The organism is Microbacterium sp. NPDC007973, from assembly GCF_042958465.1.
Lineage (GTDB): Bacteria > Actinomycetota > Actinomycetes > Actinomycetales > Microbacteriaceae > Microbacterium > Microbacterium galbum.
The window spans coordinates 435,456-462,019 of sequence record NZ_JBIBJJ010000004.1 but is presented as its reverse complement, the minus strand read 5'-3'; the positions used below and the strand labels follow the sequence as shown (position 1 = coordinate 462,019).

General features: G+C 69.8%; 23 protein-coding genes and 1 tRNA gene. 17 read left to right on the top strand and 7 right to left on the bottom strand.

Annotated features, from left to right (window positions below; genetic code table 11):
- The first annotated feature begins 35 nt into the window (after positions 1–35).
- From ACFZA2_RS14965 to nusG, 5 genes are all read left to right on the top strand, one after another.
- Positions 36–1,397, top strand: a complete 1,362-nt coding sequence (locus ACFZA2_RS14965) for an NAD-dependent succinate-semialdehyde dehydrogenase (RefSeq protein WP_391406426.1) — start codon at positions 36–38, stop codon at positions 1,395–1,397.
- A 344-nt stretch (positions 1,398–1,741) separates the two neighbouring features.
- Positions 1,742–4,057: a trypsin-like serine protease gene (locus ACFZA2_RS14960; RefSeq protein ID WP_391406425.1), complete on the top strand. Its 2,316-nt coding sequence runs from the start codon at positions 1,742–1,744 to the stop codon at positions 4,055–4,057.
- 175 nt (positions 4,058–4,232) lie between these two features.
- Positions 4,233–4,305 (top strand) — tRNA-Trp (locus ACFZA2_RS14955).
- 42 nt (positions 4,306–4,347) lie between these two features.
- Positions 4,348–4,623, top strand: coding sequence for a preprotein translocase subunit SecE (gene secE / locus ACFZA2_RS14950; protein WP_076677209.1), 276 nt, complete (start codon positions 4,348–4,350; stop codon positions 4,621–4,623).
- A gap of 60 nt (positions 4,624–4,683) precedes the next feature.
- A complete protein-coding gene (gene nusG, locus ACFZA2_RS14945) occupies positions 4,684–5,814 on the top strand; it encodes a transcription termination/antitermination protein NusG (RefSeq protein ID WP_391406423.1) in 1,131 nt (376 codons plus the stop codon).
- 257 nt (positions 5,815–6,071) lie between these two features.
- Here the strand turns inward: nusG and ACFZA2_RS14940 are convergent, their stop codons facing one another.
- Positions 6,072–7,046 (bottom strand): hypothetical protein, encoded by a 975-nt coding sequence (locus tag ACFZA2_RS14940; protein ID WP_391406420.1) that lies wholly within the window; start codon positions 7,044–7,046, stop codon positions 6,072–6,074.
- Between the two features lie 381 nt (positions 7,047–7,427).
- Here ACFZA2_RS14940 and rplK point away from each other — a divergent pair, with 381 nt between their 5' ends.
- The 6 genes from rplK (at position 7,428) to ACFZA2_RS14910 (ending at position 12,213) form a co-directional block, all read left to right on the top strand.
- Positions 7,428–7,859 carry a 50S ribosomal protein L11 gene (gene rplK, locus ACFZA2_RS14935; RefSeq protein WP_058232721.1) on the top strand — a complete coding sequence of 144 codons (432 nt, stop codon included), beginning with the start codon at positions 7,428–7,430 and terminating at the stop codon, positions 7,857–7,859.
- Between the two features lie 11 nt (positions 7,860–7,870).
- Complete coding sequence (rplA, locus tag ACFZA2_RS14930; RefSeq protein WP_136586815.1) at positions 7,871–8,563, top strand: 50S ribosomal protein L1; 693 nt, start codon at positions 7,871–7,873, stop codon at positions 8,561–8,563.
- A 190-nt stretch (positions 8,564–8,753) separates the two neighbouring features.
- Positions 8,754–9,560 carry an amino acid ABC transporter substrate-binding protein gene (locus ACFZA2_RS14925; RefSeq protein WP_391406416.1) on the top strand — a complete coding sequence of 269 codons (807 nt, stop codon included), beginning with the start codon at positions 8,754–8,756 and terminating at the stop codon, positions 9,558–9,560.
- 118 nt (positions 9,561–9,678) lie between these two features.
- Positions 9,679–10,344, top strand: a complete 666-nt coding sequence (locus ACFZA2_RS14920) for an amino acid ABC transporter permease (RefSeq protein ID WP_363578366.1) — start codon at positions 9,679–9,681, stop codon at positions 10,342–10,344.
- Positions 10,331–11,116: an amino acid ABC transporter ATP-binding protein gene (locus ACFZA2_RS14915; protein ID WP_315995014.1), complete on the top strand. Its 786-nt coding sequence runs from the start codon at positions 10,331–10,333 to the stop codon at positions 11,114–11,116. The genes ACFZA2_RS14920 and ACFZA2_RS14915 overlap by 14 nt, the downstream gene beginning before the upstream one ends.
- A gap of 53 nt (positions 11,117–11,169) precedes the next feature.
- Positions 11,170–12,213: an NAD(P)H-dependent flavin oxidoreductase gene (locus tag ACFZA2_RS14910; protein WP_391406411.1), complete on the top strand. Its 1,044-nt coding sequence runs from the start codon at positions 11,170–11,172 to the stop codon at positions 12,211–12,213.
- A gap of 52 nt (positions 12,214–12,265) precedes the next feature.
- On the opposite strand, the gene ACFZA2_RS14905 is transcribed toward ACFZA2_RS14910, so the two are convergent.
- Positions 12,266–12,547: an acylphosphatase gene (locus ACFZA2_RS14905; RefSeq protein ID WP_391406409.1), complete on the bottom strand. Its 282-nt coding sequence runs from the start codon at positions 12,545–12,547 to the stop codon at positions 12,266–12,268.
- Between the two features lie 170 nt (positions 12,548–12,717).
- Complete coding sequence (locus ACFZA2_RS14900; protein ID WP_391406406.1) at positions 12,718–13,368, bottom strand: LysE/ArgO family amino acid transporter; 651 nt, start codon at positions 13,366–13,368, stop codon at positions 12,718–12,720.
- Positions 13,369–13,437: 69 nt separating this feature from the next.
- On the opposite strand from ACFZA2_RS14900, the gene ACFZA2_RS14895 reads away from it, so the two are divergent.
- Positions 13,438–14,325: a LysR family transcriptional regulator ArgP gene (locus ACFZA2_RS14895; RefSeq protein WP_315995010.1), complete on the top strand. Its 888-nt coding sequence runs from the start codon at positions 13,438–13,440 to the stop codon at positions 14,323–14,325.
- Between the two features lies 1 nt (position 14,326).
- Here the strand turns inward: ACFZA2_RS14895 and ACFZA2_RS14890 are convergent, their stop codons facing one another.
- The 4 genes from ACFZA2_RS14890 to ACFZA2_RS14875 all read right to left on the bottom strand — a co-directional run bounded on the left by ACFZA2_RS14890 (position 14,327) and on the right by ACFZA2_RS14875 (position 18,442).
- Positions 14,327–15,346 carry an NADP-dependent oxidoreductase gene (locus tag ACFZA2_RS14890; RefSeq protein ID WP_391406402.1) on the bottom strand — a complete coding sequence of 340 codons (1,020 nt, stop codon included), beginning with the start codon at positions 15,344–15,346 and terminating at the stop codon, positions 14,327–14,329.
- A 155-nt stretch (positions 15,347–15,501) separates the two neighbouring features.
- Positions 15,502–15,963 (bottom strand): MarR family transcriptional regulator, encoded by a 462-nt coding sequence (locus tag ACFZA2_RS14885; RefSeq protein WP_315995009.1) that lies wholly within the window; start codon positions 15,961–15,963, stop codon positions 15,502–15,504.
- A gap of 4 nt (positions 15,964–15,967) precedes the next feature.
- Positions 15,968–17,662, bottom strand: coding sequence for an MDR family MFS transporter (locus tag ACFZA2_RS14880; protein WP_391406398.1), 1,695 nt, complete (start codon positions 17,660–17,662; stop codon positions 15,968–15,970).
- Positions 17,663–17,761: 99 nt separating this feature from the next.
- Positions 17,762–18,442, bottom strand: coding sequence for a YqaJ viral recombinase family protein (locus ACFZA2_RS14875; protein ID WP_391406395.1), 681 nt, complete (start codon positions 18,440–18,442; stop codon positions 17,762–17,764).
- Between the two features lie 101 nt (positions 18,443–18,543).
- Here ACFZA2_RS14875 and ACFZA2_RS14870 point away from each other — a divergent pair, with 101 nt between their 5' ends.
- From ACFZA2_RS14870 to ACFZA2_RS14850, 5 genes are all read left to right on the top strand, one after another.
- The gene (locus ACFZA2_RS14870) at positions 18,544–18,945 is read left to right on the top strand and encodes a hypothetical protein (protein ID WP_391406392.1); all 402 of its coding nucleotides are present in this window, start codon (positions 18,544–18,546) and stop codon (positions 18,943–18,945) included.
- Positions 18,946–19,413: 468 nt separating this feature from the next.
- Positions 19,414–20,193 carry a hypothetical protein gene (locus tag ACFZA2_RS14865; RefSeq protein ID WP_363390280.1) on the top strand — a complete coding sequence of 260 codons (780 nt, stop codon included), beginning with the start codon at positions 19,414–19,416 and terminating at the stop codon, positions 20,191–20,193.
- A gap of 492 nt (positions 20,194–20,685) precedes the next feature.
- On the top strand, positions 20,686–21,201 hold the full coding sequence (rplJ, locus tag ACFZA2_RS14860) for a 50S ribosomal protein L10 (RefSeq protein ID WP_058232707.1): 516 nt from the start codon (positions 20,686–20,688) through the stop codon (positions 21,199–21,201).
- 38 nt (positions 21,202–21,239) lie between these two features.
- Positions 21,240–21,626, top strand: coding sequence for a 50S ribosomal protein L7/L12 (gene rplL, locus ACFZA2_RS14855; protein ID WP_055956082.1), 387 nt, complete (start codon positions 21,240–21,242; stop codon positions 21,624–21,626).
- Positions 21,627–21,933: 307 nt separating this feature from the next.
- Positions 21,934–26,556 carry an ExeM/NucH family extracellular endonuclease gene (locus tag ACFZA2_RS14850; protein WP_391406389.1) on the top strand — a complete coding sequence of 1,541 codons (4,623 nt, stop codon included), beginning with the start codon at positions 21,934–21,936 and terminating at the stop codon, positions 26,554–26,556.
- Positions 26,557–26,564: the final 8 nt, after the last annotated feature.

Here is a 26,564-nt window from a genome sequence, read left to right as displayed (position 1 = left end):
CACCATCTGACACCGAAACGAAAAGGAGCAGCCCGATGAGCGACTACGCCGTCGTCAATCCCGCCACCGGCGAGACCCTCGCCGAGTACGACACCCTGACCGACGACGCGGTGGAGGCCGCCATCGCCTCCGCCCACGACGGGTACGGCGTGTGGTCGCGCACCGCTCCGGCCGAACGCGCCGCTGCGATCCGCCGCGTGGCGGAGCTCCACCGCGAGCGCCGCGACGAGCTCGCCGCGATCATCGTGCGCGAGATGGGCAAGCCCCTGGCCGCCGCCGAGGGTGAGGTCGACTTCGCCGCCGACATCACCGAGTACTACGCCGACAACATCGACAAGATCACCGGCGACACCCCGCTCGACATCCTGGGCGAGGGCACCGCGGTCATCCGCCGCTCGCCGCTGGGCGTGCTCCTGGGCATCATGCCCTGGAACTTCCCGTACTACCAGGTGGCCCGGTTCGCGGCGCCCAACCTCGCGGTGGGCAACACCATCCTCCTCAAGCACGCTCCCCAGTGCCCCGAGTCCGCCGAGGCGCTGCAGGCGATCTACCGCGACGCGGGTCTGCCCGAGGGCGCCTACGTCAACATCCGCGCGACCAACGACCAGGCGGCGACCATCATCGCCGATCGCCGCGTGCAGGGCGTCTCGGTGACCGGATCGGAGCGCGCCGGCGCCGCCGTCGCCGAGATCGCCGGCCGCAACCTCAAGAAGGTCGCACTCGAGCTGGGCGGGTCCGACCCCTTCATCCTGCTCTCCACCGATGACCTGGATGCCGTCGTCCAGGCCGCCGTCGACGCCCGCCTCGACAACAACGGGCAGTCGTGCAACGCCGCGAAGCGCTTCATCGTCGCCGACGACCTCTACGACGGGTTCGTGTCGAAGTTCACCGCCGCCCTCGGCGAGGCCAAGGTCGGCGACCCGTTCGCCGACGACACGGTGCTGGGCCCGCTGTCGTCGCTCACCGCGGCCGAACGCCTCGACGAGCAGGTGCAGCGCGCCGTGGCGCAGGGTGCCACCGTCGAGGTGGGCGGCACGCGCGACGGCGCCTTCTACCCCGGCACCGTCCTCACGGGCGTCACGAAGGACATGGACGCGTACGGCGAGGAGTTCTTCGGCCCCGTCGGTGTCGTCTACCGCGTCTCGAGTGAGGACGAGGCGGTCACCCTGGCCAACGACACCGGGTACGGTCTCGGCTCCTACGTCTTCACGACGGATGCCGCGCAGGCCGAGCGCATCGCCGACAAGATCGAGGCCGGAATGGTCTACGTCAACGTCGTGCTGGCCGACTCTCCCGAGCTGCCGTTCGGCGGTGTCAAGCGCAGCGGCACCTCACGCGAGATGGGCCTGCTCGCGGCCGACGAGTTCGTGAACAAGAAGCTGATCCGCACGGTCTGATGCGGCCGCATTCGAGGCCCCGGCCGCGCCGACGCGCGACCGGGGCCTCGCGCCGTCGGTGCTGCTTCCTGCGGGGCGTCTACGGGTCCTCACGCGGGCTGGCCTCGAGGCCGTCGCCGTGTCCACGGGGGTGAGAACGTATGCGACGGGGAAGTGGCCGCTCCGTGAAGCGATGGTGGTGAGGCAGGGGCTGAGGTGACCGGTGGAATGATCGGCCGCGGCCGACGGACCCGGGACGCGCGAGATGGCGCGGATGAAGGGCGGCGGCGTACCGGGCACCGCCAGACAACCTGCCATCTTCGAGGGGCCGTCATCTCGGCATTCCCCATCGAAGGAGTTCTCCCATGAGGCGTCATCGTGTCGCCACGAGCCGGATTAGGGCCGCGCTGCACCGATTCTTCGTCGTCGTCCTCGCTGTCTCCGTCTCCGTCAGCCTGTTCGCTGCAGACCCGGCAGCTGCATCGCAAGGCAACGTGCTCACGGCCGCTCCGACGTGCGCATACGACCTGTGCGGCGTGACGTTCGCGACGAAGGGCCGCGAATACCTGGCCTCTCGCCCCGCGCCGTGGAGTGGCATGCTGGCCGTCAGCGACGCCGACGCCGCTCGAGTGGGGGCGCAGAAGGCGCTCGCGTTTCAAGACGTCGGCGACGGAACCGTCTACATCCGCGACACCTGGGGGCGGTGCCTGACCTCGCCAGGCGGTGATCGAGTGCAATTCCATGAGTGCGAGTTCGTGCCGAACGAGCGCTGGTATTTCCAGGGGCAAGGCCAGAAGGGCCTCTTCGTCATTCGTCACTTCGCGTCCGAGAACGGCGATCACGACGACAGATGTCTCGACGTGAATGACGGGCACCCCGGCATCAGCAGCCGCATGCACCTCTATACGTGCAAGAACTCCAGTGCCGACTGGCAGGTGTTCAGCGGGTCCAATGTCGACTCCGCACAGGACCAGGCGACCCGGGCCGCCCTCTACGATCACGCTTCCCGCTACGCGTCCGAGCAGTGTGAGAAGAAGGAGAACATCACCTGCTCCTACACCCCGGGCAGCACTGCGGTGCCCGCGCTGACCGCTCCGGAGATGCTCGCCGCGACCGCCGTGAACTACTCGTCGCAGACGCTGAAGGACACGATCACCGTGAAGAAGACGAAGTCGGCGACCGTGTCGTGGGGCTTCTCGCAGAAATTGACCATCAAGATCGAAGCGAACTTCTTCGGGTTTGCGAAAGAGGAGTATGCCCTCGAGAACGCCTGGAGCTGGAACAAGGCGACGACCGATACGACCGAGATCAGTCAAGCCGTCGACGTGCAGGTGCCGGTCAACGGACGAGCCTGGGTCGCGTACGCGCAACTGACCACCCAGGTGACGGGGAAGATCCGCTTCGTCGCAAAGGACACGGGCAAGGCCTGGACCGGTGAATCGACGGTGGTGCTCCCGACCAAGAACGACGGCAACAAGACCAGCATGATGGTCGTCTGCGACTCGTTGTCGACGAAGCCGTTCTGCCTGAAGACGGCGCCTGCGGGGATCAAACGTGCAGCAGACATCGCTCCGCTGCCGACGGAAGCCGAGTGGCTCGTCTCCGTCGAAGGAGACGATCACGCCTGTTCGGGCACGGCCATCGATGAGAGGTGGGTCGTCACCGCGAAGCACTGCCCGGTGGCCACCGAGGTGCGCTACTCCGGCGGGGATGCCTCGCAGAGCGAGACGGTCTCCGTCGACCGCGTGGCCGATGCTCCGCAGAGCGACATCCGCCTGCTCCACCTCTCCGAACCGCATGCCCTGCGCGCATATCCGACGCTCGACATGTCGTACGACCCGAAGGACGGGGACGTCGCAACGGCGTACACGCTCGGTTCGCCCTCCGCCCCAGAGCGGGTCAGCCGTACTTCGACCGTCACGGGAGGGCGTGAAGGGGACCTCATCGGAGTCCGAACGGATTCGATGTCCGGTCTGGCTGCGGATTCCGGAGGCCCCGTCTTCGTCGACGGCAAGTTCGTCGGCGTCGCGAGCGTGGCAGATGGCAGTGCGCCCGTCATGACCTTCGCCAACCTCCGTTCGGCGGCGGCGACGATCGCTCCGGAGATCATCGAGTCGGTCACCATAGAGGACGGTCTCGTGACCGTACGCATGGGGGAGAACCTCTTCTCATCGGCGACGAGGGTCATGATCTGGGGCGACAGCTCCTACGTGGCCGAGACGTACGCGGGGACGGCTTACTACAGCTGGTGGGTCGACAACGGCGACGGAACGGTGACCGTTCGGGCCTCGGCGCCCGCCGGCGCGCTGGTGCGGGTCGGTATCTCCGATGGACAACCCGGGTGGGGTGCATCGGTCGACTCCGTCCGCGTGCATGACGCGGTCCTCGACGGGGTGACACCCCACGCATCTCTCACGGAGGACGGCCACGCGAGCGTGACGCTCCCCGACGCACTCGTCGCGTCGTCACACCGGACGATGGTCTACGTCAACGGACGGTACGTGGGTGAGACCTGGAACGACACCGTCTATTACATGTGGCGTGGCTCGGCCGACGGGCTGTCGACTCTCGAATCGACGATGCCGTTCGCCCACGGCGACGTCCTCGAGGTCCGCGACGCCGAGGGTCAGCCGGGATGGGGCGCGGACCGGTACGCGGTTCTGAGGCACACCGTCCTCTGAGCGCAGACGGTCATGTCCCCCGGCTCGGTTCGCCAGGCCGGGGGACATGGCATAGACTGGGGAGTGCAGTCGAAATCTGCAATCTTTCGCCGTGCCCTCGGGTACGCGGCATCCCTCCCCGAGAGATACCAGGCGGAAGCGCGCCGGTTTCGCATCCTGGATCCTTCGGGATCTTAGGGCGGTAGCTCAATTGGCAGAGCAGCGGTCTCCAAAACCGCAGGTTGCAGGTTCGATTCCTGTCCGCCCTGCGCACAGCGCACGCTGGCACAGACAGAGACCTGGGTGGTTCGATGACGCAAGACGAGGCGAAGGGCGAGGTCGTCGCAGACCGCGGCGCGCCCCGCGAGAAGAAGCTCAACTTCTTCGCGCGGATCGCTCTCTTCATTCGTCAGGTCTTCGCGGAACTCCGCAAGGTCGTCACTCCGACGCGGCAGGAACTGTTCAAGTTCACCGCCGTCGTCCTCGGGTTCGTCGTCGTCATGATGGCGATCGTCTACGGCCTCGACGTGTTGTTCGTGTGGATCACCACCGCCGTCTTCGGCGTCCCCGGTACCGCCGGCGCCTGACCGGCGTCTGGGCGGACGCGCGGCGCCGAGAGCGGCCGCCACTGAACGGAAGAGATCACAGTGTCTGAAAGATATGTCGACGACGCCGATTGGGCGACGGCCGCCGAGCAGTCGAGCGAGGACGACGAAGCCCAGGAGGGCAACGTGCTCGCGTCCCAGGAGCGCGCCTCCGACTCCGCCGAGCACACCGCCGTCCACATTGTCGACGACGAGACCGACACCGATGATGCCGACCTGGGCGACATCGACATCACCGACCCGGAGGCGGACGCGATCGTGAACGACGCTCTCGAGATCGACGAGACCAGCGAGGCCGAGGCCGCCGCCGAGGTGCTGACCGACTCCCTCGCGGAAGAGCAGGCCGAAGAGGCCGCCGAAGCCGCCGACGAGGTCACGCCATACGACGGCCCCGACGTCAATGGCGAGCCCGACGCTCCCGTCCTCGACGAGGACTTCGTCGACGAGGTCTCCGCCGCGGCATCCGTCGTCGACGAGGTCGAGGCGGAAGAGTCGCCGGCCGACGCCGCCGAGGCGCCGGAAGACCTGGACGCCACCGATGACGAGGACGTCGACCCCTACGAGGCGTTCCGCACCGAGCTGCGCATGCTTCCGGGCAAGTGGTACGTCATCCACTCCTACGCCGGCTTCGAGCGCAAGGTGAAGGCCAACATCGAGCAGCGCAAGTCGACGCTCGAGGTCGAGGACGACATCTACCAGGTCGAGGTCCCGATGGAGGACGTCGTCGAGATCAAGAACGGCCAGCGCAAGATGGTCAACCGCGTGCGCATCCCCGGCTACGTGCTGGTGCGCATGGACCTCAACGAAGACACCTGGTCGGTCGTGCGTCACACCCCCGGCGTCACCGGCTTCGTGGGCAACGCCCACAACCCGACGCCGCTGCGCTTCGAAGAGGCCTTCAACATGCTGAAGAGCCTGGTCGAGGTCAAGGAGTCCGCTCCGGCCAAGGCCGGTGCCGCCAAGGGCGCCCCGGCCGCCCAGCGCGTCATCCCCGCCGAGGTCGACTTCGAGGCCGGAGAGACGATCACGATCAAGGAGGGCTCGTTCGCGGGTCTGCCCGGAACGATCAGCGAGATCAAGCCCGAGAGCGGCAAGCTCACCGTGCTCGTCTCCCTCTTCGAGCGCGAGACCCCCGTCGAGCTGTCGTTCGACCAGGTCACCAAGATGATCTGACGCGCGCTGCGCGTCTCGCGAACGCCCCGCCCGGCTCCGTCCGGCGGGGCGTTCGCCGTTCCCGCGTCGCGCCTGCGCCCGCGCCGGCGTCGCGCCCGCGCCGGCGTCGCGCCCGCGCCTGCGCCCGCGTGGCGCCTGCGTGGCGCCCGCGCCGGCGCTGCGCCCGCGCCGCCGTCGCGCCGCTCCCGCCTCCAAGCGATAAACGGTCGCTGCACTGACAAACGCTCGCGGCGACCGTTTCTTAGTGCAGCGAGCGTTTATCCAGCGACGGGGTGGAGGGACCGCGGGTTGTGACCGATCGTGTGCAGGCGAGCTGTCTGCGGGGGGCGGCACGGTCGCAGGCCCGCCGACAGGAGGGCATCCCGCAGGCCGGTGCCGCGGATGGCGTCGTCGAAGGACCACCGGGCGACGGTCCATCCCGAGCGCGTGAGGTCGTTCTCGCGCTGCTTCTCCGCTCTCACCGCGCGGCGAGCGTCATCGGCGACGTCGCCGTACTTCGACCAACCGTCGAACTCACCGACGACGCGCGCGTCGTCCCACGAGAAATCACTCCGGTACGTCCGTCCACGGAGGACGTGAACCCGTTGCAACACGGGCGCAGCGAACCCCCACCACTCGATGACGGCGCGGCTGACGGACTCCCCGACGGACTCCGATCGGGCGTCGGCCCGATCGAGCGTCCACGGGATGCGCGCTCGACCACGGATGTTGCGTTGCCCCTCGGCCAGTGAACGGAGTCCGTCCACCGTCAGGTCCCGTCCGTACGACCGAAGAGCGCAGTCAGCGACAGCCAAGGCGAATGCCGGGGGAAGGCAGCGGGACAGATCGAGCACGGTGTCGGCTGGAGTGGTGACCCGGATGCCGTCGTGCTCGTCGAAGGTTCGTCGGTCTTCGCTGGTGTGCACGGCGACGTCGCCGTAGCGCAGCGAGCGGGACCGTCGCGCGTCGAACACGTGGATATCACGGGGCTGACCGAACAGGGGGAGCGACCAGAGGGCCGCGGCGGACTCGTGCGAGAAGACGGCGCCGGGTCGCGTCCGCGCGAACGCGTGGACGCGGGTGAGGTACTTGTCCCAGTCCGGCAGGGCTTCCCACCGCGCGCGCGATGTGTACACGCCCTTCCGGACGCGTATCGCCGTATCGCGGAGTTCCGGGTGCAGGCCCGCCTCGCGGGCATCGCGGGCGTGGATGAGCGGTGCGGGGCTGGTCGCCAACCCGACTGTGGAGGACATGACGTGATCGTGGCGATGTTCCCCCGCGCCCCGTGGCGAATCTCGCCCCGATGTGGACGGCCCGCCGAGTCCTCGCTCTGTGCAGGAGGCCTCGCCGATCGCATCCCGCCCTCCGAGTGATAAACGCTCGCTGCACTCACAAACGCTTGCGACGCGCGTTTGTGGGTGCAGCAAGCGTTTATCGATGGAGGACCGGCGGGGGCGGCAGGGCGGGGCGGGAGGAACGACGGGCGCGGGCAGACGCCGCGGGATGCCGAAACGCCGGGCGTCGCGTACAATGGCAAGGTTGCGTGCGTCAGCGTGCGACGACCGCTGCCCGGAACCGCCGGGCGGGCGGGAGAGAGGGAACCGCGAGGGTCCCGCTCGAGAGAGGAAAAGGATATGGCACCCAAGAAAAAGGTGACCGGCCTGATCAAGCTCCAGATCAAGGCGGGCGCGGCCAACCCCGCGCCGCCGATCGGTCCGGCGCTCGGTCAGCACGGCGTCAACATCATGGAGTTCTGCAAGGCGTACAACGCGGCGACCGAGGCCCAGCGCGGCAACGTCATCCCCGTCGAGATCACCGTCTACGAGGACCGCAGCTTCACGTTCATCCTGAAGACGCCCCCGGCTGCAGAGCTCATCAAGAAGGCCGCCGGCCTCGCGAAGGGTTCGCCCACCCCGCACACCACCAAGGTCGGCAAGCTGACCAAGGAGCAGGTCCGCGAGATCGCCACCACGAAGCAGCCCGACCTGAACGCGAACGACATCGAGGCCGCCTCGAAGATCATCGCCGGCACCGCCCGTTCCATGGGCATCACGGTCGAGGACTGAGGGAGATAACAATGGCTACCAAGTCCAAGGCATTCCGCGCCGCTGCTGAGAAGATCGCGGCCGACACGTTCTACACCCCCGCCGAGGCCGTCGCCCTGGCGAAGGAGACCGGCTCGAAGAAGTTCGACTCGACCGTCGAGGTCGCGCTGAAGCTCTCGGTCGACCCCCGTAAGGCCGACCAGATGGTCCGCGGCACGGTCATCCTGCCCCACGGCACGGGTAAGACCGCGCGCGTCATCGTCTTCGCCAACGGCCCCGCGGCCGAGGCGGCTCTCGCCGCCGGCGCCGACGAGGTCGGTGGCACCGAGCTCATCGAGAAGGTCGCCGGCGGCTACACCGCGTTCGACGCGGCTGTCGCCACGCCCGAGCTCATGGGCCAGGTCGGTCGCCTCGGTAAGGTCCTCGGACCCCGCGGCCTCATGCCGAACCCCAAGACCGGCACCGTGACCCCCAACCCGGCCAAGGCCGTCGAGGAGATCAAGGGCGGAAAGATCGAGTTCCGCGTCGACAAGCACGCCAACGTGCACTTCGTCGTCGGCAAGGCGTCGTTCTCGGCCGAGCAGCTCGACGAGAACCTGAAGGCCGCGCTCGAGGAGATCGTCCGCCTCAAGCCGTCCAGCTCGAAGGGCCGTTACATCCAGAAGGGCGCCGTCTCGACCACCTTCGGTCCCGGCATCCCGCTGGACGTCAACGCCATCGTCTGACGTTCGTCGCACAGAAGCCCCGCCGCGCCCCGTGCCGGCGGGGCTTCTGCGTGCACGCCGTGCACGGACGTGCAACACGGCGTCATCCGGGAAGAGGTTCGCGCCTCGACGTGTTGTGCTGGAGGGTCGCGGCCGTCCTGCACCGCGCCACACGAACATCATCCCCACATCACACATGTCTGGAACAGCTATGCCCCGTCGTCGTCTGACCGTCCTCGCCGCCACCCTGGGCCTGAGCGCCCTCGCGCTGACCGCCTGCAGCGGCGGGGCCACCTCGAGCGCGTCGTCCGACGCGGGTTCGGAGTACGACCTCGTCTCGGGCGGCACGCTGACCGTCGCCACCGAGGGCACCTACCGTCCCTTCTCGTACCACGAGGGTGCGGGGGAGCTCACCGGCTTCGACGTCGAGATCGCGAAGGCCGTCGCCGACAAGCTCGGCCTCCAGGTGAAGTTCCAGGAGACCCAGTGGGATGCCATCTTCGCGGGCCTGGATGCCGGACGTTTCGATGTCATCGCGAACCAGGTGACGATCAACCCGGAGCGTCAGGAGAAGTACACCTTCAGCGCGCCATACACCGTCTCGCGCGGTGTCGTGGTGACGACTGAGGACGACAACGCCATCTCGAGCTTCGCCGACCTGTCGGGGAAGACCACCGCGCAGTCGCTCACGAGCAACTGGTACGAGCTCGCCACCTCCAGCGGCGCCCAGGTCGAGGCGGTCGAGGGGTGGGCCCAGGCCGTCGCCCTTCTCAAGCAAGGTCGCGTGGATGCCACGATCAACGACCAGCTGACCTACCTCGACTACGAGAAGACGAACAGCCCGACGGGCCTGAAGATCGCCGCCGAGACCGAGGACACCTCGGAGAGCGCCTTCGCCTTCAAGAAGGGCCAGGACGCGCTCGCGGAAGCCGTCGACACCGCGCTCGAGGAGCTGCGCGCCGACGGAACGCTGACGCAGATCAGCGAGAAGTACTTCGGCGCCGACGTCACCCAGTGAGCGCACGGCGCGTGCGCGCGCTGTAAACCCCGCGGATCATCCGCTTCTCACCCCCTAGCGTGAGAAGCGGATGATCCGTTCCCGCGTGCGACGCGGGTCCGAGAGAAGAAGGAGGCTCATGAACGACCTGTGGACGTTGCTGCTCGACTCGTTCTGGCCGATGCTGCTGGCCGGGATCACGGGCACGATCCCGCTGTCGTTGGCCTCTTTCGCGATCGGTCTCGTGATCGCGCTCCTCATGGCTCTGCTGCGCCTGTCGCCGAACGTCGTGCTGTCGGGCGTGGCCCGCTTCTACATCTCGATCATCCGCGGCACGCCGTTGCTGGTGCAGCTGTTCGTGATCTTCTACGGTCTGCCCGCGGTCGGCGTGGTGATCGACCCGTTCCCGGCCGCCGTCATCGCCTTCTCGCTGAACGTCGGCGGCTACGCGGCCGAGGTGATCCGCGCCGCGATCCTCTCCGTGCCGCGCGGGCAGTGGGAGGCCGCGCACACCGTCGGGCTGTCCCCGCGCAAGACGCTGACGCGCATCATCCTGCCGCAGGCCGCACGCGTATCGGTGCCGCCGCTGTCGAACACCTTCATCTCGCTCGTGAAGGACAGCTCGCTGGCATCCCTGATCCTCGTCACGGAGCTGTTCCGTCAGGCGCAGAACATCGCGGCGTTCTCGTACGAATTCATGGCCGTCTACCTCGAGGCGGCGCTCATCTACTGGCTGTTCTGCCTCGTGCTGTCGTTCGGGCAGAACGCCCTCGAGAAGAGGTTGGACCGCCATGTCGCCCACTGACACCCCGCTGCTGAGTGCGACGGGACTGCAGAAGAGCTTCGGCGCGAATCGCGTGCTCGACGGCGTGGACCTCGAGGTGCGCCGCGGGGACGTCCTCGTGCTGATCGGCCCGTCCGGCTCCGGCAAGACGACCGTGCTGCGCTGCCTCAACGGCCTCGAGACCCCCGATGCCGGTGTCGTGGCGTTCGACGGCGGGCCGTCGGTCGACTTCGCCCGGAAGGTGGCGAAAAGCGACCGGGCCGCGCTTCGCGACCGCTCGGCGATGGTCTTCCAGCACCACAACCTCTTCCCGCACCTGACCGTCATCCAGAACGTCATCGAGGGCCCCGTGCAGGCGCACGGGGTGCCGAAGGCGGAGGCCGTCGCGAACGCCGAGCGCCTGCTCGCGCGCGTCGGCCTCGCCGAGAAGCGCGACGCGTACCCCGCGGAGCTGTCGGGCGGCCAGCAGCAGCGCGTCGGGATCGTCCGCGCGCTCGCGCTGCAGCCCGACCTGCTGCTGTTCGACGAGCCCACCAGCGCCCTCGACCCCGAGCTGGTCGGCGAGGTGCTCACGGTGCTGCGGGAGCTCGCGAACGAGGGGTGGACGATGGTGATCGTCACGCACGAGCTGGGCTTCGCCCGCGAGGTGGCCGACGAGGTGCTGTTCTTCGACGACGGCGTCATCGTGGAGCGCGGGGCGCCCGCGACGCTCTTCACGCGGCCGGAGAAGGAGCGCACGCGGCGGTTCCTCGACCGTCTGCTCCGGCCGCTCGACGGGCCCGACCCCGCCTGAGCCGGCGGCTTCCGCCCGCTCCGCGTCATCGTCAGGCATGGCACGCTGAGAGGATGAACCGCCTGCAGCGCCTGCTCGGCATCGAGGTGCCGATCGTCCTCGGCCCCTTCGGAGGACTCTCGTCGGTCGAGCTGACGGCGGCGGTGAGCGACGGGGGCGGCCTCGGATCGTTCGGGCTCTACGGCTACTCGCCCGCCCGCATCCGGGAGACGGTCTCGGCACTGCGCGCAGCGACCGCGCGACCCGTCGCGGTGAACCTGTGGATGCCACGGGGCGACGAGGTGACTCCGCCCGACGTTGACGTGCAGCCCTTCCTGGATGCCGCCCAGCCGCTGTTCGACGCGGCCGGAGTGGCCGTGCCCGCCCCGCCCGATGCCTTCCTCCCGCCGATCGGCGCGCAGATCGACGCCGTCCTGGATGCGCGTCCCGACGTCCTGAGCGTCGTCTTCGGGGTGCCGGATGCGAACACCCTCGACCGTGCCCGCGAGCGGGGCGTCGTCGTGATCGGTACGGCCACCTCCGTCGCGGAGGCCCGCGCGCTCGAGGAGGCGGGGGTCGCAGCGATCGTGGCGACGGGCGCCGAGGCGGGAGGGCACCGGGTCTCGTTCCTCGCCGACCCGTCGGAGTCCCTCGTGGGGACCTTCGCCCTCGTGCCCCAGGTCGTCGATGCCGTGTCGGTCCCGGTCATCGCGGCCGGCGGGATCGCCGATCGCCGCGGCGTCGCGGCCGCGTTCGCCCTCGGCGCCGAGGGCGTGCAGGTCGGGACGAGCTTCCTGCGGACGCGTCAATCCGCCGCGACCGCCGGTCACCGCGCCGCGATCTCCACGGCGGCCGACACCGACACGCGACTGACCCGGGCGATGAGCGGACGCCTGGCGCGTGGCATCCCGAATCGCGCGATGCGCGAGATCGAGACGGCGGGGATGATCGCCCCCTTCCCGGCGCAGAACTGGCTCACGGGGGTCTTCCGGGCGGCGGCGACCGCGTCCGGCGACGCGGAGCTCGTGTCGTTGTGGGCCGGTCAGGCCGCGGCCCTCAGCCGCTTCGACGACGCCCGTGACGTGCTCGCCGAGCTGCGGGCAGGGCTCCCCGACTGAGCGGCGGGGATGCCCGTGATGTGCTCGCCGAGCTGCGGGCGGGGCTGCCCGACTAGGCGGTGTCGCGGATCTCGAACGCGGAGGGGATCTCGTCGGCGCCGCCGGTCTCGAGCACGTCGACATCGTCGACCCGGGCGGAGGACGGGCCGTCGTGCGCCCACGCGATGACGCCCTCGACCGCGTCGGGGTCGCCCGCGACGAGCGCCTCGACCGCGCCGTCACGACGATTGCGCACCCATCCGCGCGTCCCGAGCCGCTCCGCCTCGGCGCGCAGGGCGTAGCGGAAGCCGACACCCTGGACGAGGCCGGTCACGGTGATGGTCACTGTTCGCATCCCCCCATTGTCCTCGCGTCGGAGGTGGGGATGCGGGAGGTCCGGGGCGCCGCTCCGGCTTCAGGGCGCGCGACCCGCTCCGAACGCGCGTACGCGCTCCGAGACCGGGGATCGCCCGGTCGTGAAGCCCGGGATGCCGCGCATCGACCCCGCGGCGGCGCCGCCACCGGTCAGTGCGACACCACGAGCGAGATCGCGATGGCGATCATGACCACCGCGATCAGCGCGTCGAGGATGCGCCAGGCCCGCGGGGTGTCGAGCCAGCGGCCGAGGTAGCGCGCACCGAATCCCAGCGCGGTGAACCACGCGAGGCTCGCCAGGCACGCGCCGGCGGCGAACGCCCAGCGGCCGTCCCCGTGCGTGGACGCGACCGAGCCGAGCAGGAACACGGTGTCCAGGTAGACATGGGGGTTGAGCCACGTGAGCGCGAGGCACGTCAGCAGCGTCGCGGTGAGGGTCGTCCGCGTCCGCAGTGCTGTGCCGCCGGCATCCGGGATCGCCGGGGATGCCGCGGTGTCGACGCGCAGCGTCTCGCCGCTCGGGCGCAGCGCTCGGCGCGCGGCGAGCACGGCGTATCCGAGCAGGAAGGCGGCGCCCGCCCATCGCACGACGGCGAGCAGCCAGGGCACCGCCTGCAGCACGAGGCCGATGCCCGACACGCCCAGCAGGATCAGCACGGCGTCGGAGGCGGCGCACACGGCGACCACCGCCGGCAGGTGCTCCCGCCGCACGCCCTGGCGCAGCACGAAGAGGTTCTGCGCTCCGATGGCGACGATGAGTGAGAAGCCGAGACCGAGGCCGGCGAGGAGGGAGGTGAGCACGTTCCGACGCTAGGCCCGATGCACTGACAACGCCAGCTCAGGATTCTGAAGAAGCATTAGTATCTCTTCATGTCGATTCCGCTCGATCTCGCCCGGACGCTGGCCGTCGTCGTCGAGGAGGGCACCTTGGATGCCGCCGCCCGTCGTCTGCACATCACCCCGTCGGCCGTGAGTCAGCGCGTGCGGGCGCTCGAAGACCGCGTGGGACGGGTCGTGCTCGTGCGATCCAAGCCCGTCCGCACGACGGAAGCGGGCGACGCGATCGTGCGGCTGGCGCGCCAGCTGGCCCTGCTCGAACACGACGCCCTCGCCGCGATCGGGGCCGATGACGGAGCCACCGCCTCCCTGCCGCTCGCGGTCAACGCGGACTCGCTCGCGACGTGGTTCCTCCCGCCCCTGGCGCGCGTCGCGGCGCAGCACGCGGTCGTGTTCGACCTGCATCGCGACGATCAGGACTTCACCGCGGGGCTGCTCGAATCGGGCACGGTCATGGCGGCCGTGACGTCGCGCGAGGCGCCCGTGGCGGGCTGCCGCGTGCGACCCCTCGGCATCCTGCGCTACGAACCCGTGGCGACGACCGCGTTCGCCGCGCGCTGGTTCCCGCGAGGTGCGGACGCCGACGCCCTGGCGCAGGCACCGCTGGTCGACTTCGACCGCCGCGACGATCTGCAGACGCAGTGGCTCGCGCGGCGGGGCGTGGCCGCCGCAGACCCGCCGCGGCACCGCGTTCCGGCGTCGCAGGACTTCGCGACCGCCATCGAGCTCGGGCTCGGGTGGGGACTGCTGCCGGGGTTCCAGTCCGCCGCAGGGCTGGAGGACGGCTCCCTCGTGCGCCTCGCCGCCGACGCGATCGACGTGCCGCTGTTCTGGCAGCAGTGGAACCTGACCTCGTCGCTGCTCGACCTCGTCGCCGACGAGATCGTGGCGGAGGGCCGCCGCCGTCTCGCGAGCCCCTGACTCAGTCGTCGCTCACGCGCAGCACGACCTTGCCCCGCGTGTGGCCGCGCTCGACCGTCTCGTGCGCTTCGCCCGCCTCGGCGAGGTCGAACACGCGCTCGATGTAGACGCGGACGGCTCCGGAATCGAGCAGTCGGCCGATCGTGGCGAGAGAACCCCCGTCGGGGATGGTCTTGAAGTCGGTGGAACGGATGCCGCGAGCCGCCGCCGCTTCACGGAACCCGGGCCACGCGCCGGTCGGCACCTCGATCAGCAGCCCGCCGGGACGCAGCACCTCGAGCGATCGGGTCCCGGTGTCGTCCGACACGTTCCCGATCAGGTCGATGACCACGTCGACGGTGTCGACGACGTCTTCGAAACGGGTCGAGGTGTAGTCGACCACCTCCGCCGCCCCCAGCTCCCGCAGCCAGGGGAGGTTGCGCGGCGACCCGGTGGCGATGACATGGGCGCCGAAGTAGGCGGCGAACTGCACGGCGAAGTGCCCCACGCCCCCGCTGCCGGCATGGATGAGGATGCGCTGGCCCTGGTGCGCGAGCGCGGTCTCGACGACCAGCCCCCAGGCGGTGAGGGCGGCGAGCGGCACGCCCGCGGCCTCGACGTGGGAGAGGGACACGGGCTTGCGGGCGAGCGAGAGCGTGGGGACGACGACGTACTCCGCGTAGGTGCCCGGGGTGCGCGGCACCGCCGCCATCCCGTAGACCTCGGTTCCGACGGGGAACGGGTGGGCATCGAAGGGCGTGCGCACGACGACCCCGCTCACGTCGAAACCGAGCACGGCCGGCCACGACGAGATCGCCGACGACATCCCTCGCCCGGCCCGGGTCTTCGCATCGATCGGATTCACCCCGGCCGCGACCACACGGATCAGCACCTCGCTCAAGACGGGCGTGGGCACGGCGACCTGATCGACGCGCAGGGTCTGCGCCGATCCCGGTTCGTCGAGGACGACGGCATCCATCGTCTCGGGCACCGCGGGAACGGGCTGGAGGGCGGCCTCGGGACGCGTCGATCTGAATCTCATCGGGCGCTCTCTCTCGCGTGCGGCGGTGTCCGCAGCGGCTCCGCCGCGGTCACCACAGTCAAGCGCGCCATTGTCTCGACGGTGTTACACCTCGGTCACCGTGTCGCGAAGCCGCGGGTCTCCCGCGGTCGCGCTCCTGGCCGGCGGCGGGGCGATCAGTCCCGTGCGGGGACCTCGCCGACGGCGAGGGCGTGCAGCAGCGTCGAGAGGTGGCGGATGTCGCCGATCGACCAGTCCGCGATGGCCTCGAACAGACGGCTCTCATGGGGAGCCCGCGCGTCGGCGAGACGGCTGTGCCCGAGCTCGGTCACCGCGATGAGGCGCGAGCGACGGTCGTTCGGGTCGGGCGTGCGGGTGACGAGCCCGAGCTCCTCGAGCTCGGTGATCGAGCGGCTGAGGAAGCCCTTGTCGGCTGCGAGGCGCTCCGCCAGGGCGGACAGCGTCAGTGGGCCGAACCGGCTCACCACCGACAGCGCCTTGAACGTGGCCGGCAGCATCCCGGGGCTGACCCGTTCCGCCGCCTCGGAGACGAAGCGGCGGAACACGGTCATGAGCTCCGAGAACGACGATTCCAGGGCCTGCACGGCCTCTCGGCGGTCATCGTCCACGTCGCTCATCACGTCAGACATCCTCTCCCATCCCGGCGTCTCGACGCGCGCGGCGCGAGGACGCGGCATCCTGGGTCGGCACGGTTCCGGTCGCGGCGAGGGTCGCCATGCCCTCGGGGACCGACACCGTGGCGAAGTCGGCTTCGCTTGCGGCGACCCGCTCCGTGGTCGTCATGCGGGTGAGCGGACGGTTCGGCAGGAACAGGATGGCGATGAGGCTGACCACGGCGACGGGCACCGCGATGAGGAACGAGTGGGCGATCGATTGGGCGTAGATGTCCTCGACGATCACGCGCACGCTCTCGGGCAGGGTGGACACCTGGGGGATCGTCCCCGACTGCAGCGACTGGGCGACCGACGCGCCGTTCGCGCCCAGGCCCATGATCGCGGCCTTCAGGTCGTCGGCGCGGTCGGTGAACAGGCTCGTGGCCATGCTCGCCAGCGCCGCACCCATCACCGAGACGCCGATCGTGCCGCCGAGGCTGCGGAAGAACGTCACGCCCGAGCTCGCAGCGCCCATCTGGGTGGGGTTGGCCGTGTTCTGCACGACCAGCACGAGGTTCTGCATCGTCATGCCGACACCGGCCCCGAGCAGCGCCATGTACAGCGAGACGAGGGCGAAGTTGGTGTCGTAGTGGATGGTCGACAGCAGGAACGAGCCCGCGATCAGCAGCACGCCACCGGCGATGAGGAACGGCTTCCAGCGCCCGAAGCGGGAGATGAGCGCACCGACCACGATGGACGACACCAGCAGCCCGCCGATCATGGGGATCGTCATGACGCCGGCCTCGGTCGGGGTCGCGCCGCGGGCCATCTGCATGTACTGGCTGAGGAAGACCGAGGTGCCGAACATCGCCAGGCCCGTCGCGATGGAGGCGATGGTGGCCAGGGTGAAGGTGGCGTCACGGAAGAGAGTGAGCGGCACGAGGGGCTCGGAGGAGCGCAGCTCGACGACCACGAAGAGGATCGCGGCGACGACGGCGCCGCCGACCATGAGCATCGTCTCGGTGCTGGCCCACTCGAACGAGTTCCCCGCGTTGGTGACCCAGATCAGCAGCAGGGAGACGGCGGTCGACAGCAGCACGATGCCGACGTAGTCGATCTTCACCTTCCGCTTGGCGCGCGCCGGGAGGTGCAGCGTGCGCTGCTGGATGAGCAGAGCGGCGACGGCGAAGGGGAGGGCGACGAAGAAGTTCCAGCGCCATCCGAAGGCGTCGGTGATGACGCCGCCGAGGAGCGGCCCGCCGACGGTGGCGACGGCCATCACGGCGCCGAACAGGCCCATGTACCGGCCGCGTTCGCGCGGGCTGATGATGTCGGCCATGATCACCTGGCTGAGGGCGGCGAGACCACCGGCGCCGAGGCCCTGGACGGCGCGGAAGGCGATGAGCATCTCGGTGTTCTGCGAGAAGCCGGCGGCCGCGGTGGCGAGCACGAAGATCGCGATCGCGACCTGGATCAGCACCTTGCGGTTGAACAGGTCGGCGAGCTTGCCCCAGATGGGGGTCGAGATCGCGGTGGTGAGAAGGGTCGCGGTGATGACCCAGGTGTAGGCGTTCTGGTCGCCCGACAGGTCGTGCACGATGACGGGCAGCGACGTCGAGACGACGGTCGAGGCGAGCATCGACACGAAGGTGCCGAGCAGCAGGCCGATCAGGGCCGGCAGGACGCGCCGCTGTGCGGGCGCGTCCGAGGAAGTGGCTGTCATGCGGAGCTCCACGGAAAGGGGGACGGATGCCGCGACGACGATGGCGCGATTAGTTGACTGATGTCAACGATACGCCTATTGCTTGACTTGCGTCAACTATTAATCGAGGAGCGCGAGGGCTCGATACCTGTCCGTCGGTTCCGGTCGCACGGGCTCGGGGCGCGGCTGTCGCGCCTGCATGGTGCGGCGGTACAGCTCGTCGATGAGCGAGGTGGCCAGGCCCACGAGCTTGGCGATCTCGCGCTCGTCGCGCTCGATCCACTGGCAGCGCGGCTCATCGTGCAGGGGCACGAAGCCGTCGTGCTGCTCCCAGGCCACGAGCGTGCGCTCGGCGCCGAGTACGTGCTGCTGCCACCAGATCTGGCGCATGTAGGTCTTGGGGATCGAGCGCCACGCCTTGTTCGTGGTCTTGATCTCGGCGAGGATCACGCGTCCTTCGCCGTCGACGACCACGCCGTCGGGGGTCGCGAGATGCCGCTTCTCGACGACCGCGTGATAGAGCGCCGAGGAGGGGCGGATGCCGTGCGTCGCGGCCACCCAGGCGGCGATCTCGGGTTCGCGGCGGCGACCGTGCGCCGTGAAGGCGTTGCCCGAGAAGCTCGAGCCCATGAGCTTGGCATCCGCCGCTCGCGAGATCGCGTTGGCGCTCGTGAGGGCCGCGACGTCGGTGGCGGTGATGCCGCGGGAGCGGGCTCGGATCCACGCGACCCGATCGCGCGAGTCGGCGACGATCCGGGCGTCGAGGTCGGCGCTCCGGGAGGCGACGAGCTCGGGGGACATGCGTTCGACCCTAACCCCGCGCGGCCGTGGAGTGCATGCGAGCCCCGGCGCGTCGGCATCCGGGTCTTGCCTGCAAGGTAAGGGTGACCTAAGTTGATCGCATGAACGCGAAGCCCGAGACGCTGCGACGTCCCGACGGCGGCCTCTGGAGCGACCTCGGGGGTGCGGTGCTGCTCGGCGGAGACGCGCAGAACATCCCCGAGATGCGCCGGATCGCCGCCGCCCTCTCGCCCGCCGCTCACGTCACCGTGGTGGTCGAGGTGTGCGGCTCGGAGCAGGTCGGCGTCATCGACGCGGGGGAGGGGCGCGTGAGCTGGCTCGATCGCTCGCTCGAGGGCGAGCTGCGCCCGCGCGGCGAGCGTCTGGCGCAGGCCATCCAGGCCTGGTGCGCCGAGTGGGCGTGCGGCGACGATGCGGTGTGCACGGTCTGGCTCGGCGCGCGCACCCCGTCGCGCATCGTGCGGATGACGCAGGCACTGCTGCCCGAGCCGCGGGTGTCGTAGGGCGGGCGGCCGGGCGGGGGCGCGGCGGGCGCGGCGGTGGCGCGGCGGGCGGCGCAGCGGCGGGCGGCGAGACGACCGGCATTGCGCGAGATGACGCGGATTTTGCCGCAATCCAGGGTCATCTCGGCGGACGGGGGTGATGTCGATCGGTGAGAAGCGGGGGAGGTGACGTGTCCTCCACAGGCGGCATGCGAGGGGAGCTGTCCACGGACGGGAGCGGCGGGGCAGCGGGGCCGCAAACGAGTGGCCGAGGATCGCTGCGTGCGATCGGGGCAACTGAGGTGGAGCAACGGAGTCGCGATGTACACCCGCGAGCATCTTCTCTTACGCGGGGTCGCCGCCCGCGAGCTTGCGTCGGCATCACGAGAAGGTCGCTGGCTGCGTCTTCAGCCGGGTGTCTACGTCGATCGCGTGGCGCATCTCGGGCGGCGTCCCGCTGAGCGGCATCGGGTCGCCGTCGATGCGGCCATGTGGTCCGCACGTGGAGGGTCTGCGGTCGTCTCGCACCTGTCGGCGGCGGTGGTCCACGGACTCCCGCAGTACCGCTTCCGCGACCGCGAGGTCGAGGTGACGCTGGCAGGCGAGAGCGGAGGATCCAGCCGCCCCGGCCTCCGCCGTCACCTCGACGCGCTCCCGGCGACGGACGTCGTGGTGGTCGACGGCATCTCGTGCACGAGTCTCGATCGCACCGTCTTCGACGTCGCGCGAACCGCGCCCCTGGAGATGGCTGTTGCGTGCGCCGATGCGGCATTGCGACGGGAGGTGATGTCTTCTCGACGGTTCGACGCCGGAGCGCAGGAGCGGTGGCGTCAGCGCCTGCGAGAGCGCATCGATCGCGCTGCCGGTCGGCGCGGCATCCGTCAGGCGAGGTGGGTCGTCGAATTCGCCGACGGTCGCGCGGAACTCCCCGGCGAAAGCGTGAGTCGGCTGCAGTTGCACCGCATCGGATTCCGCGACATCAGTCTTCAGGTCCCCGTCGCCGGACCGCGCGGTACGGACTTCTTCGTCGACATCGCGCTGGCCGAGGTGAAGACCTTCTTCGAGTTCGACGGCGAGGTGAAGTACCGAGATGCCGCTCTGCGCGGCGGTCGCTCCGCCGAGTCGGTGGTGCTCGACGAGAAGCGCCGCGAGGACTGGATCCGCGGGACGACGCAGTGGCGACTGTGCCGGAGCGGATTCGGCGACATCCGCACCCCCGAGGTGCTCGCCGCGCGCCTCGCCGCGTTCGGCGTGCACCCTCCCCGCTGAGTCGCGCCCCGGCGCGCTGGGCGGGCGTGGGCGAAGCCGCGAAATGACGCGACAACGCCGAGATGACGCGACTTTCGCGCGAATCGCGGGTCATCTCGGGAAAAGCGGCGTGTTTCGGGGGGCCCCTGGGTCGCGCGGGCCAGCGGGGCGGCCGGGCAGAGGGGCGCGGGGGCGAGGCGCGGAGCACGGGGGTGAGACGCGGGGCGCCGGGCCGGGGACGGCGACGGGGGCGGGGCGGCGGGCCGGGGCGGGCGGATTCGCGGGGCGGGGAGGGATCGGGTACAGTAGGGGTCAAGCCAAAGACCGTCGGTCATCGGAGTGCTCGCATTCCGATCGAAGCGTCTGCTGAAAAGCAGAGGACCTACGCAGGTAAACGAAACTCTCCTCGAGCTCCGTGCGCCTGCGCCGGAGCTCTTCTTTTTTGTCTGGACCCCGGTGTCTTCGGCCGGCGCCCCGCCTCCGCGGAGCGCCTCGTACACACAAGGAGTGGCCATGGCGCAGAAGGATGCATCGGTCGCCGAGCTCACGAAGAACTTCGAGAACTCGACCGCCGTTCTGCTGACCGAGTACCGCGGTCTGACGGTTGCCCAGCTCAAGCAGCTGCGCAACGACATCCGTCAGGACGCGGATTACGCCGTGGTGAAGAACACGCTGACCAAGATCGCCGCGTCCAACGCGGGGGTCACGGGACTGGACGACGAGCTCAAGGGCCCGTCTGCCATCGCGTTCGTGCACGGCGACCCCGTCGCCGTCGCGAAGAGCCTGCGTGCCTTCGCCAAGGCTAATCCTCAGCTCGTGGTGAAGGGCGGCTACTTCGATGGCGCCCCCCTGACCGCTGCTGAGGTCAACAAGCTCGCCGATCTCGAAAGCCGTGAAGTCCTGCTGGCGAAGCTCGCCGGCGCGATGAAGGCGACGATGACCAAGGCGGCATACGTCTTCCAGGCGCTTCCGTCGAAGGCCGTTCGCACGGTCGACGCGCTGCGCGAGAAGCAGGACACCGCGGCCTGACCCGGCCCGGCTGATTAACCCGATCAAGGAGATACAACATGGCTAAGCTCAGCACCGAAGAGCTGCTCGACGCGTTCAAGGAGCTCACGCTCATCGAGCTGTCCGAGTTCGTCAAGGCGTTCGAGGAGACCTTCGACGTCACCGCCGCCGCCCCCGTGGCCGTGGCCGGCCCCGCCGCCGGTGGCGCCGCCCCCGCCGAAGAGGTCGAGGAGAAGGACTCGTTCGACGTCGTCCTCGAGGCCGCCGGCGACAAGAAGATCCAGGTCATCAAGGTCGTTCGCGAGCTCACCTCGCTCGGCCTCGGTGAGGCCAAGGCCGTCGTCGACGGTGCTCCCAAGGCCGTGCTCGAGGGCGCGAACAAGGAGACCGCCGAGAAGGCCAAGGAGGCCCTCGAGGGCGCCGGCGCCACGGTGACCCTGAAGTAATTTCAGACACACCGTCGCTTTCGCGACAGACAGAACCCCGGATGCCGATCGGCATCCGGGGTTCTGTCGTTTCCGCGTCCTGATCGGGTGCGCACCTTCCGTGCACGAGCGGAGCGACAGGCTCCACCGCGCACGGGATGAGACGGGGTTCCGGTGGTCGGGGAACCGGAGTTCACCGGATCGAAACGAAAAGAGTCTGGGAAAACCGTATGGGCATCGTTTACGGTCGTTGAGAACACCCCCCCGTCGATCCCCCCATCCGACGTCGTTCTCGTTCACACGTTCGTGCGTCGGTACCTGGAGACCCATGCCCATCGCTGCATCCGGCGTGCCCGCACGCCGCTTCACGACCGCTCTCAGCGCCGCCCTCGGTGCCGCTCTGCTCGGTTCCGCCCTCGTCCCCCTGCCCGCCTTCGCGGCCGACGGTGCGAGGGTGGTGATCAACGAGGCCTATCTCAAGGGCGGGAGCGCCGGAGCCCCTTATGCGCAGAAGTTCGTCGAGCTGTACAACGCCGGCGACACCGCGCAGGACCTGAGCGGCTGGTCGCTGCAGTACCGGTCCGCCGCCAGCGTCGACGCCCCCACCGGTGCGAACACGCAGGCCCTGAGCGGATCCATCTCCGCGGGCGGCTACTACCTCATCGCGCTCCCCGGCAACGGCAACGGCGACGTCGGAGCACCGCTGCCGGCCGCCGACGCCACCAGTACGGGGCTGAACCCGTCGGGGACGACCGGCCAGCTCTTCCTCGCGAACGTTACGGAGCCGGTCGCCCTGCCCGCCGGGTCGGTCGACGACGACCGCGTGGTCGACTTCCTCGGGTACGGCGCCGGCGTCAGCTTCGAAACGGCCCCCGCCGTCGTCGACGGCCCGAACGGCACGCCGAATGCGCTCGTGCGCACCGACTTCATCGACACCGACGACAACTCCGTCGACTTCGCCAACACCGCTACGGTGACGCCGCAGGGATCCGGGGGAGCAGCCCCCGAGCCGCAGCCGACCGAGGAGCCGTCGCCCGAGCCGACCACGCCCGTCCCCGGTGAGGTCACGCCCATCCGCGACATCCAGGGGACCGGAGCGACCACGCCCCTCGCCGGCACCGTCGTCACCACCCGCGGCGTCGTGACCGCCGCCTACCCCACCGGCGGATACAACGGCTTCTTCCTGCAGACGGAGGGAACCGGGGGCGCCATCGATCAGGCCGCCCACACCGCCTCGGACGCGATCTTCGTCTACGGCACCGCCGCCGCGGCATCCGTCTCCCTGGGCGACCACGTCGAGGTGACCGGGACCGCGGGCGAGTACTACGGACAGACGCAGCTCACCACGGACGCGGCGAGCGTGCGCATCCTCACCGAGCCCGCCGACGACGTCGCGCCCGCGGAGATCGCTTGGCCCAAGACCGACGAGGAGCGCGAGCGTTTCGAGGGCATGCTCCTCGCACCGCAGGGCGACTTCACCGTCACGAACACTTACTCCACCAACCAGTACGCCGAGGTCGGGCTCGCCGCCGGTACGACGCCGCTGCGCACGCCCACCGACGTCGCGCGTCCCGACACCCCGGAGTACGTCGCGGCCGTCGCCGACAACAAGGCCCGGGCGGTCGTGCTCGACGACGGGGCATCGCTGGACTTCCTCCGGACGGCGCAGGACGTGCCGCTTCCGTACGTCTCGCTCACCGACCCGGTCCGCGTCGGCGCCCCCGTCACCTTCACGCGACCGGTGATCCTGGACTACCGCAACAACGCCTGGAAATTCCAGCCGACGCAACAGCTGACCGTCGACAACGCCGACACCGTGCAGCCCGCGACCTTCGCGAACACCCGCACGACCGCCCCGGAGACGGTCGGCGGCTCGGTGAAGATCTCGAGCTTCAACGTGCTCAACTACTTCACCACCACGGCGGAGAGCGTCGGGTGCACCTCGACCTACGACGACCGCGACGGCAACCCGATCACGGCGGACACCTGCCCCGCCCCCGGCCCCCGCGGCGCGGCGGACGCGGCGAACCTCGAACGTCAGCAGGCCAAGATCGTCGCCGCCGTGAACGGCCTCGGCGCCGACGTCGTCTCGCTCGAGGAGATCGAGAACTCGGCCGTCTTCGGCAAGGACCGCGACGACGCCCTCTCGACCCTCGTCGACGCCCTGAACGACGCGCTCGGGTCGGACGCCTGGACCTTCGTGCCCTCGCCGGCGGACCTTCCGGCGTCGGAAGACGTCATCCGCACCGCGTTCATCTACAAGAAGGCCGTCGTGGCCCCGGTCGGCGACAGCGTCATCCTGGACGACCCGGCGTTCGCGAACGCCCGGCAGCCTCTCGCTCAGGCGTTCGCCCCCGTCGACGACGCGGATGCCAAGATCCTCGCGATCGTGAACCACTTCAAGTCCAAGGGCGACAGCCGCCCCGAGGCGACGGGTGACAACGCCAACGGCATCCAGGGCGCCTTCAACGGCGACCGCGTGCGTCAGGCGCAGGCCCTCGGTGCCTTCGCGGAGGAGCGGTCGGCCGCGGTGGGAACGGATGACGTCTTCCTGCTCGGCGACTTCAACGCCTACACGCAGGAGGACCCGATCCAGACGCTGCGCTCCTTCGGCTTCGAGCCGCTCGAGGGGGGCACGGGCAAATACTCGTACTCGTTCAGCGGGCAGTCGGGTTCACTCGACCACGTGCTCGCCTCGCCCTCGGCGCGAGAGCTTGTGACGGGCGTCGACATCTGGAACATCAACGCCGTCGAGGCGCTCGCTCTGGAGTACAGCCGCTACAACTACAACGCGCTGAACTTCTACGACGAGTCTCCCTACCGTTCGAGCGATCACGACCCGGTGGTCGTCGGACTCGCCCTCGGCGCGCAGACGACCGATCTCACCCTGCTCGGCATCAACGACTTCCACGGTCGTATCGACGCGAACACGGTGAAGTTCGCGGGCACCATCGAGCAGCTGCGGGCGGAAGCCGGCGAGGACGGCACGCTCTTCCTCTCCAACGGCGACAACATCGGCGCCTCGTTGTTCGCCTCGGCGTACTTCGACGACGAGCCGACCATCGAGGTCCTGAACGCGCTCGAGCTCGCGGCATCCGCCACGGGCAACCACGAGTTCGACAAGGGCGCGGACGACCTGACCGGCCGCGTGTCGGATGCGGCCGACTTCCCGTACCTGGCGGCCAACGTGTACAAGGACGGGCAGCCGCTGCTCGACGAATACGCGGTCTTCGAGGTCGACGGGCTGCGTGTGGGTGTCATCGGTGCCGTGACGCAGGAGACGGCGCAGCTCGTGTCGCCCGGCGGAATCGAGGGCATCGAGTTCCGCGAGCCCGTCGCCGAGGTGAACCGCGTCGTCGGCGAGATCGAGGACCAGGTCGACGTGATCGTCGCCCAGTACCACGAGGGCGCGGCGGAGGGGGATGCGACGGGCGAGACCCTCGAGGAGGCCGTCGCCGCGGGCGGTGCGTTCGCGAGGATCGTGAACGAGACGGATGCCGCGGTGGACGCGATCTTCACCGGTCACACCCACCAGAAGTACGCGTGGGCTGCTCCGATCCCCGGCGAAGAGGGCACGCGCCCGATCGTGCAGACCGGCAGCTACGGCGAGAACATCGGCGAGATCGTGCTGACGGTCGATCGTGAGAACGGTGACGTGCTCGCCTCCTCCGCGCGCAACGTCGCCCGCCTCGCGGCGGAGACGGTTCCGGACAAGCCGGACGAGACCGCGGAGAACAGTGCCGCGTTGGATGCCGAGCTGATCGCGACCTACCCGCGCGTTGCGGAGGTCGACCGGATCGTGACGCTCGCGCGCGCCGAGGCGGATCGCGTCGGCGCCCAGCCGGTCGGATCGGTGACGGCCGACATCACCACCGCCTTCCGCGGCGGGTCGTACGTCGACGGCGTCTACACCGGGGGTCAGCGCGACGACCGGTCGAAGCAGTCCGCCCTGGGTGGCCTCGTCGCCGACGCGCTGCGCGAGACCCTCGCCGACCCCGCTCGCGGGGGAGCCGAGATCGCGGTGGTGAACGCCGGTGGTCTGCGCGCCGACCTGCTCTTCGGCGACGACGGCGTCATCACGCTGGCCGAGGCCAACGCGGTGCTGCCGTTCGTGAACAATCTCTGGACCACCACGCTGACCGGTGAGCAGCTGCGGGTCGCTCTCGAGCAGCAGTGGGGCGACACGGCCGGCCGCGACCGGGATCTGGCGCTGGGTCTCTCGGACAACGTGCGCGTCACTTATGACGCGTCTCGGGGACCGGGGCAGCGCATCACCGGCATCTGGATCGACGGTGCCGCCGTCGACCCCGCGGCGTCGTACCGTGTCGGCTCGTTCAGCTTCCTCCTCCAGGGCGGCGACGCCTTCGACGCTCTGGGCGAGGGGGCGGACACGCGCGACTCGGGCCTGATCGACCGAGACGGGTGGATCGCCTACCTGCAGGCGCACCCGGGTCTCGTGCCGGACTTCACCGCCCGTGCGGTCCAGCTCGTCGGGGCACCCGCGGACGTCGCCGCCGGAGACGACATCACCGTGATCGTCTCGGACCTCGACCTCACCTCGCTCGGCGCTCCCGCGAACACCTCGGTGTCGGCGTCGTGGAGCGCGCAGGCCGGAGCTCAGCCGACCGCGTTCCCGGTCGTGGACGGTTCAGCCGCGGTGAGCCTCGCGGTCCCGGACGTCGCGACGGGCGCGAACGCTCTGCAGCTGGTCGCGGAGCCGAGCGGGACCGACGTCACGGTTCCGTTCCAGGTCGGAGCCGCCGCGGGCGACGACGGTTCGGGTTCTGGTTCGGGCGGTGGCACCGACCAGGGCGAGGGCGACGGCCGGGGCGGGGCGCTCCCCGTCACGGGATCCGACACGGGGTGGATGGGTGCCGGAGTGCTCGCGGCTCTCGCCCTTCTCGGACTCGGTGTCGTCGCGCGTCGACGGGCGGCCCGCCAGAGCGACTGACCCGCACC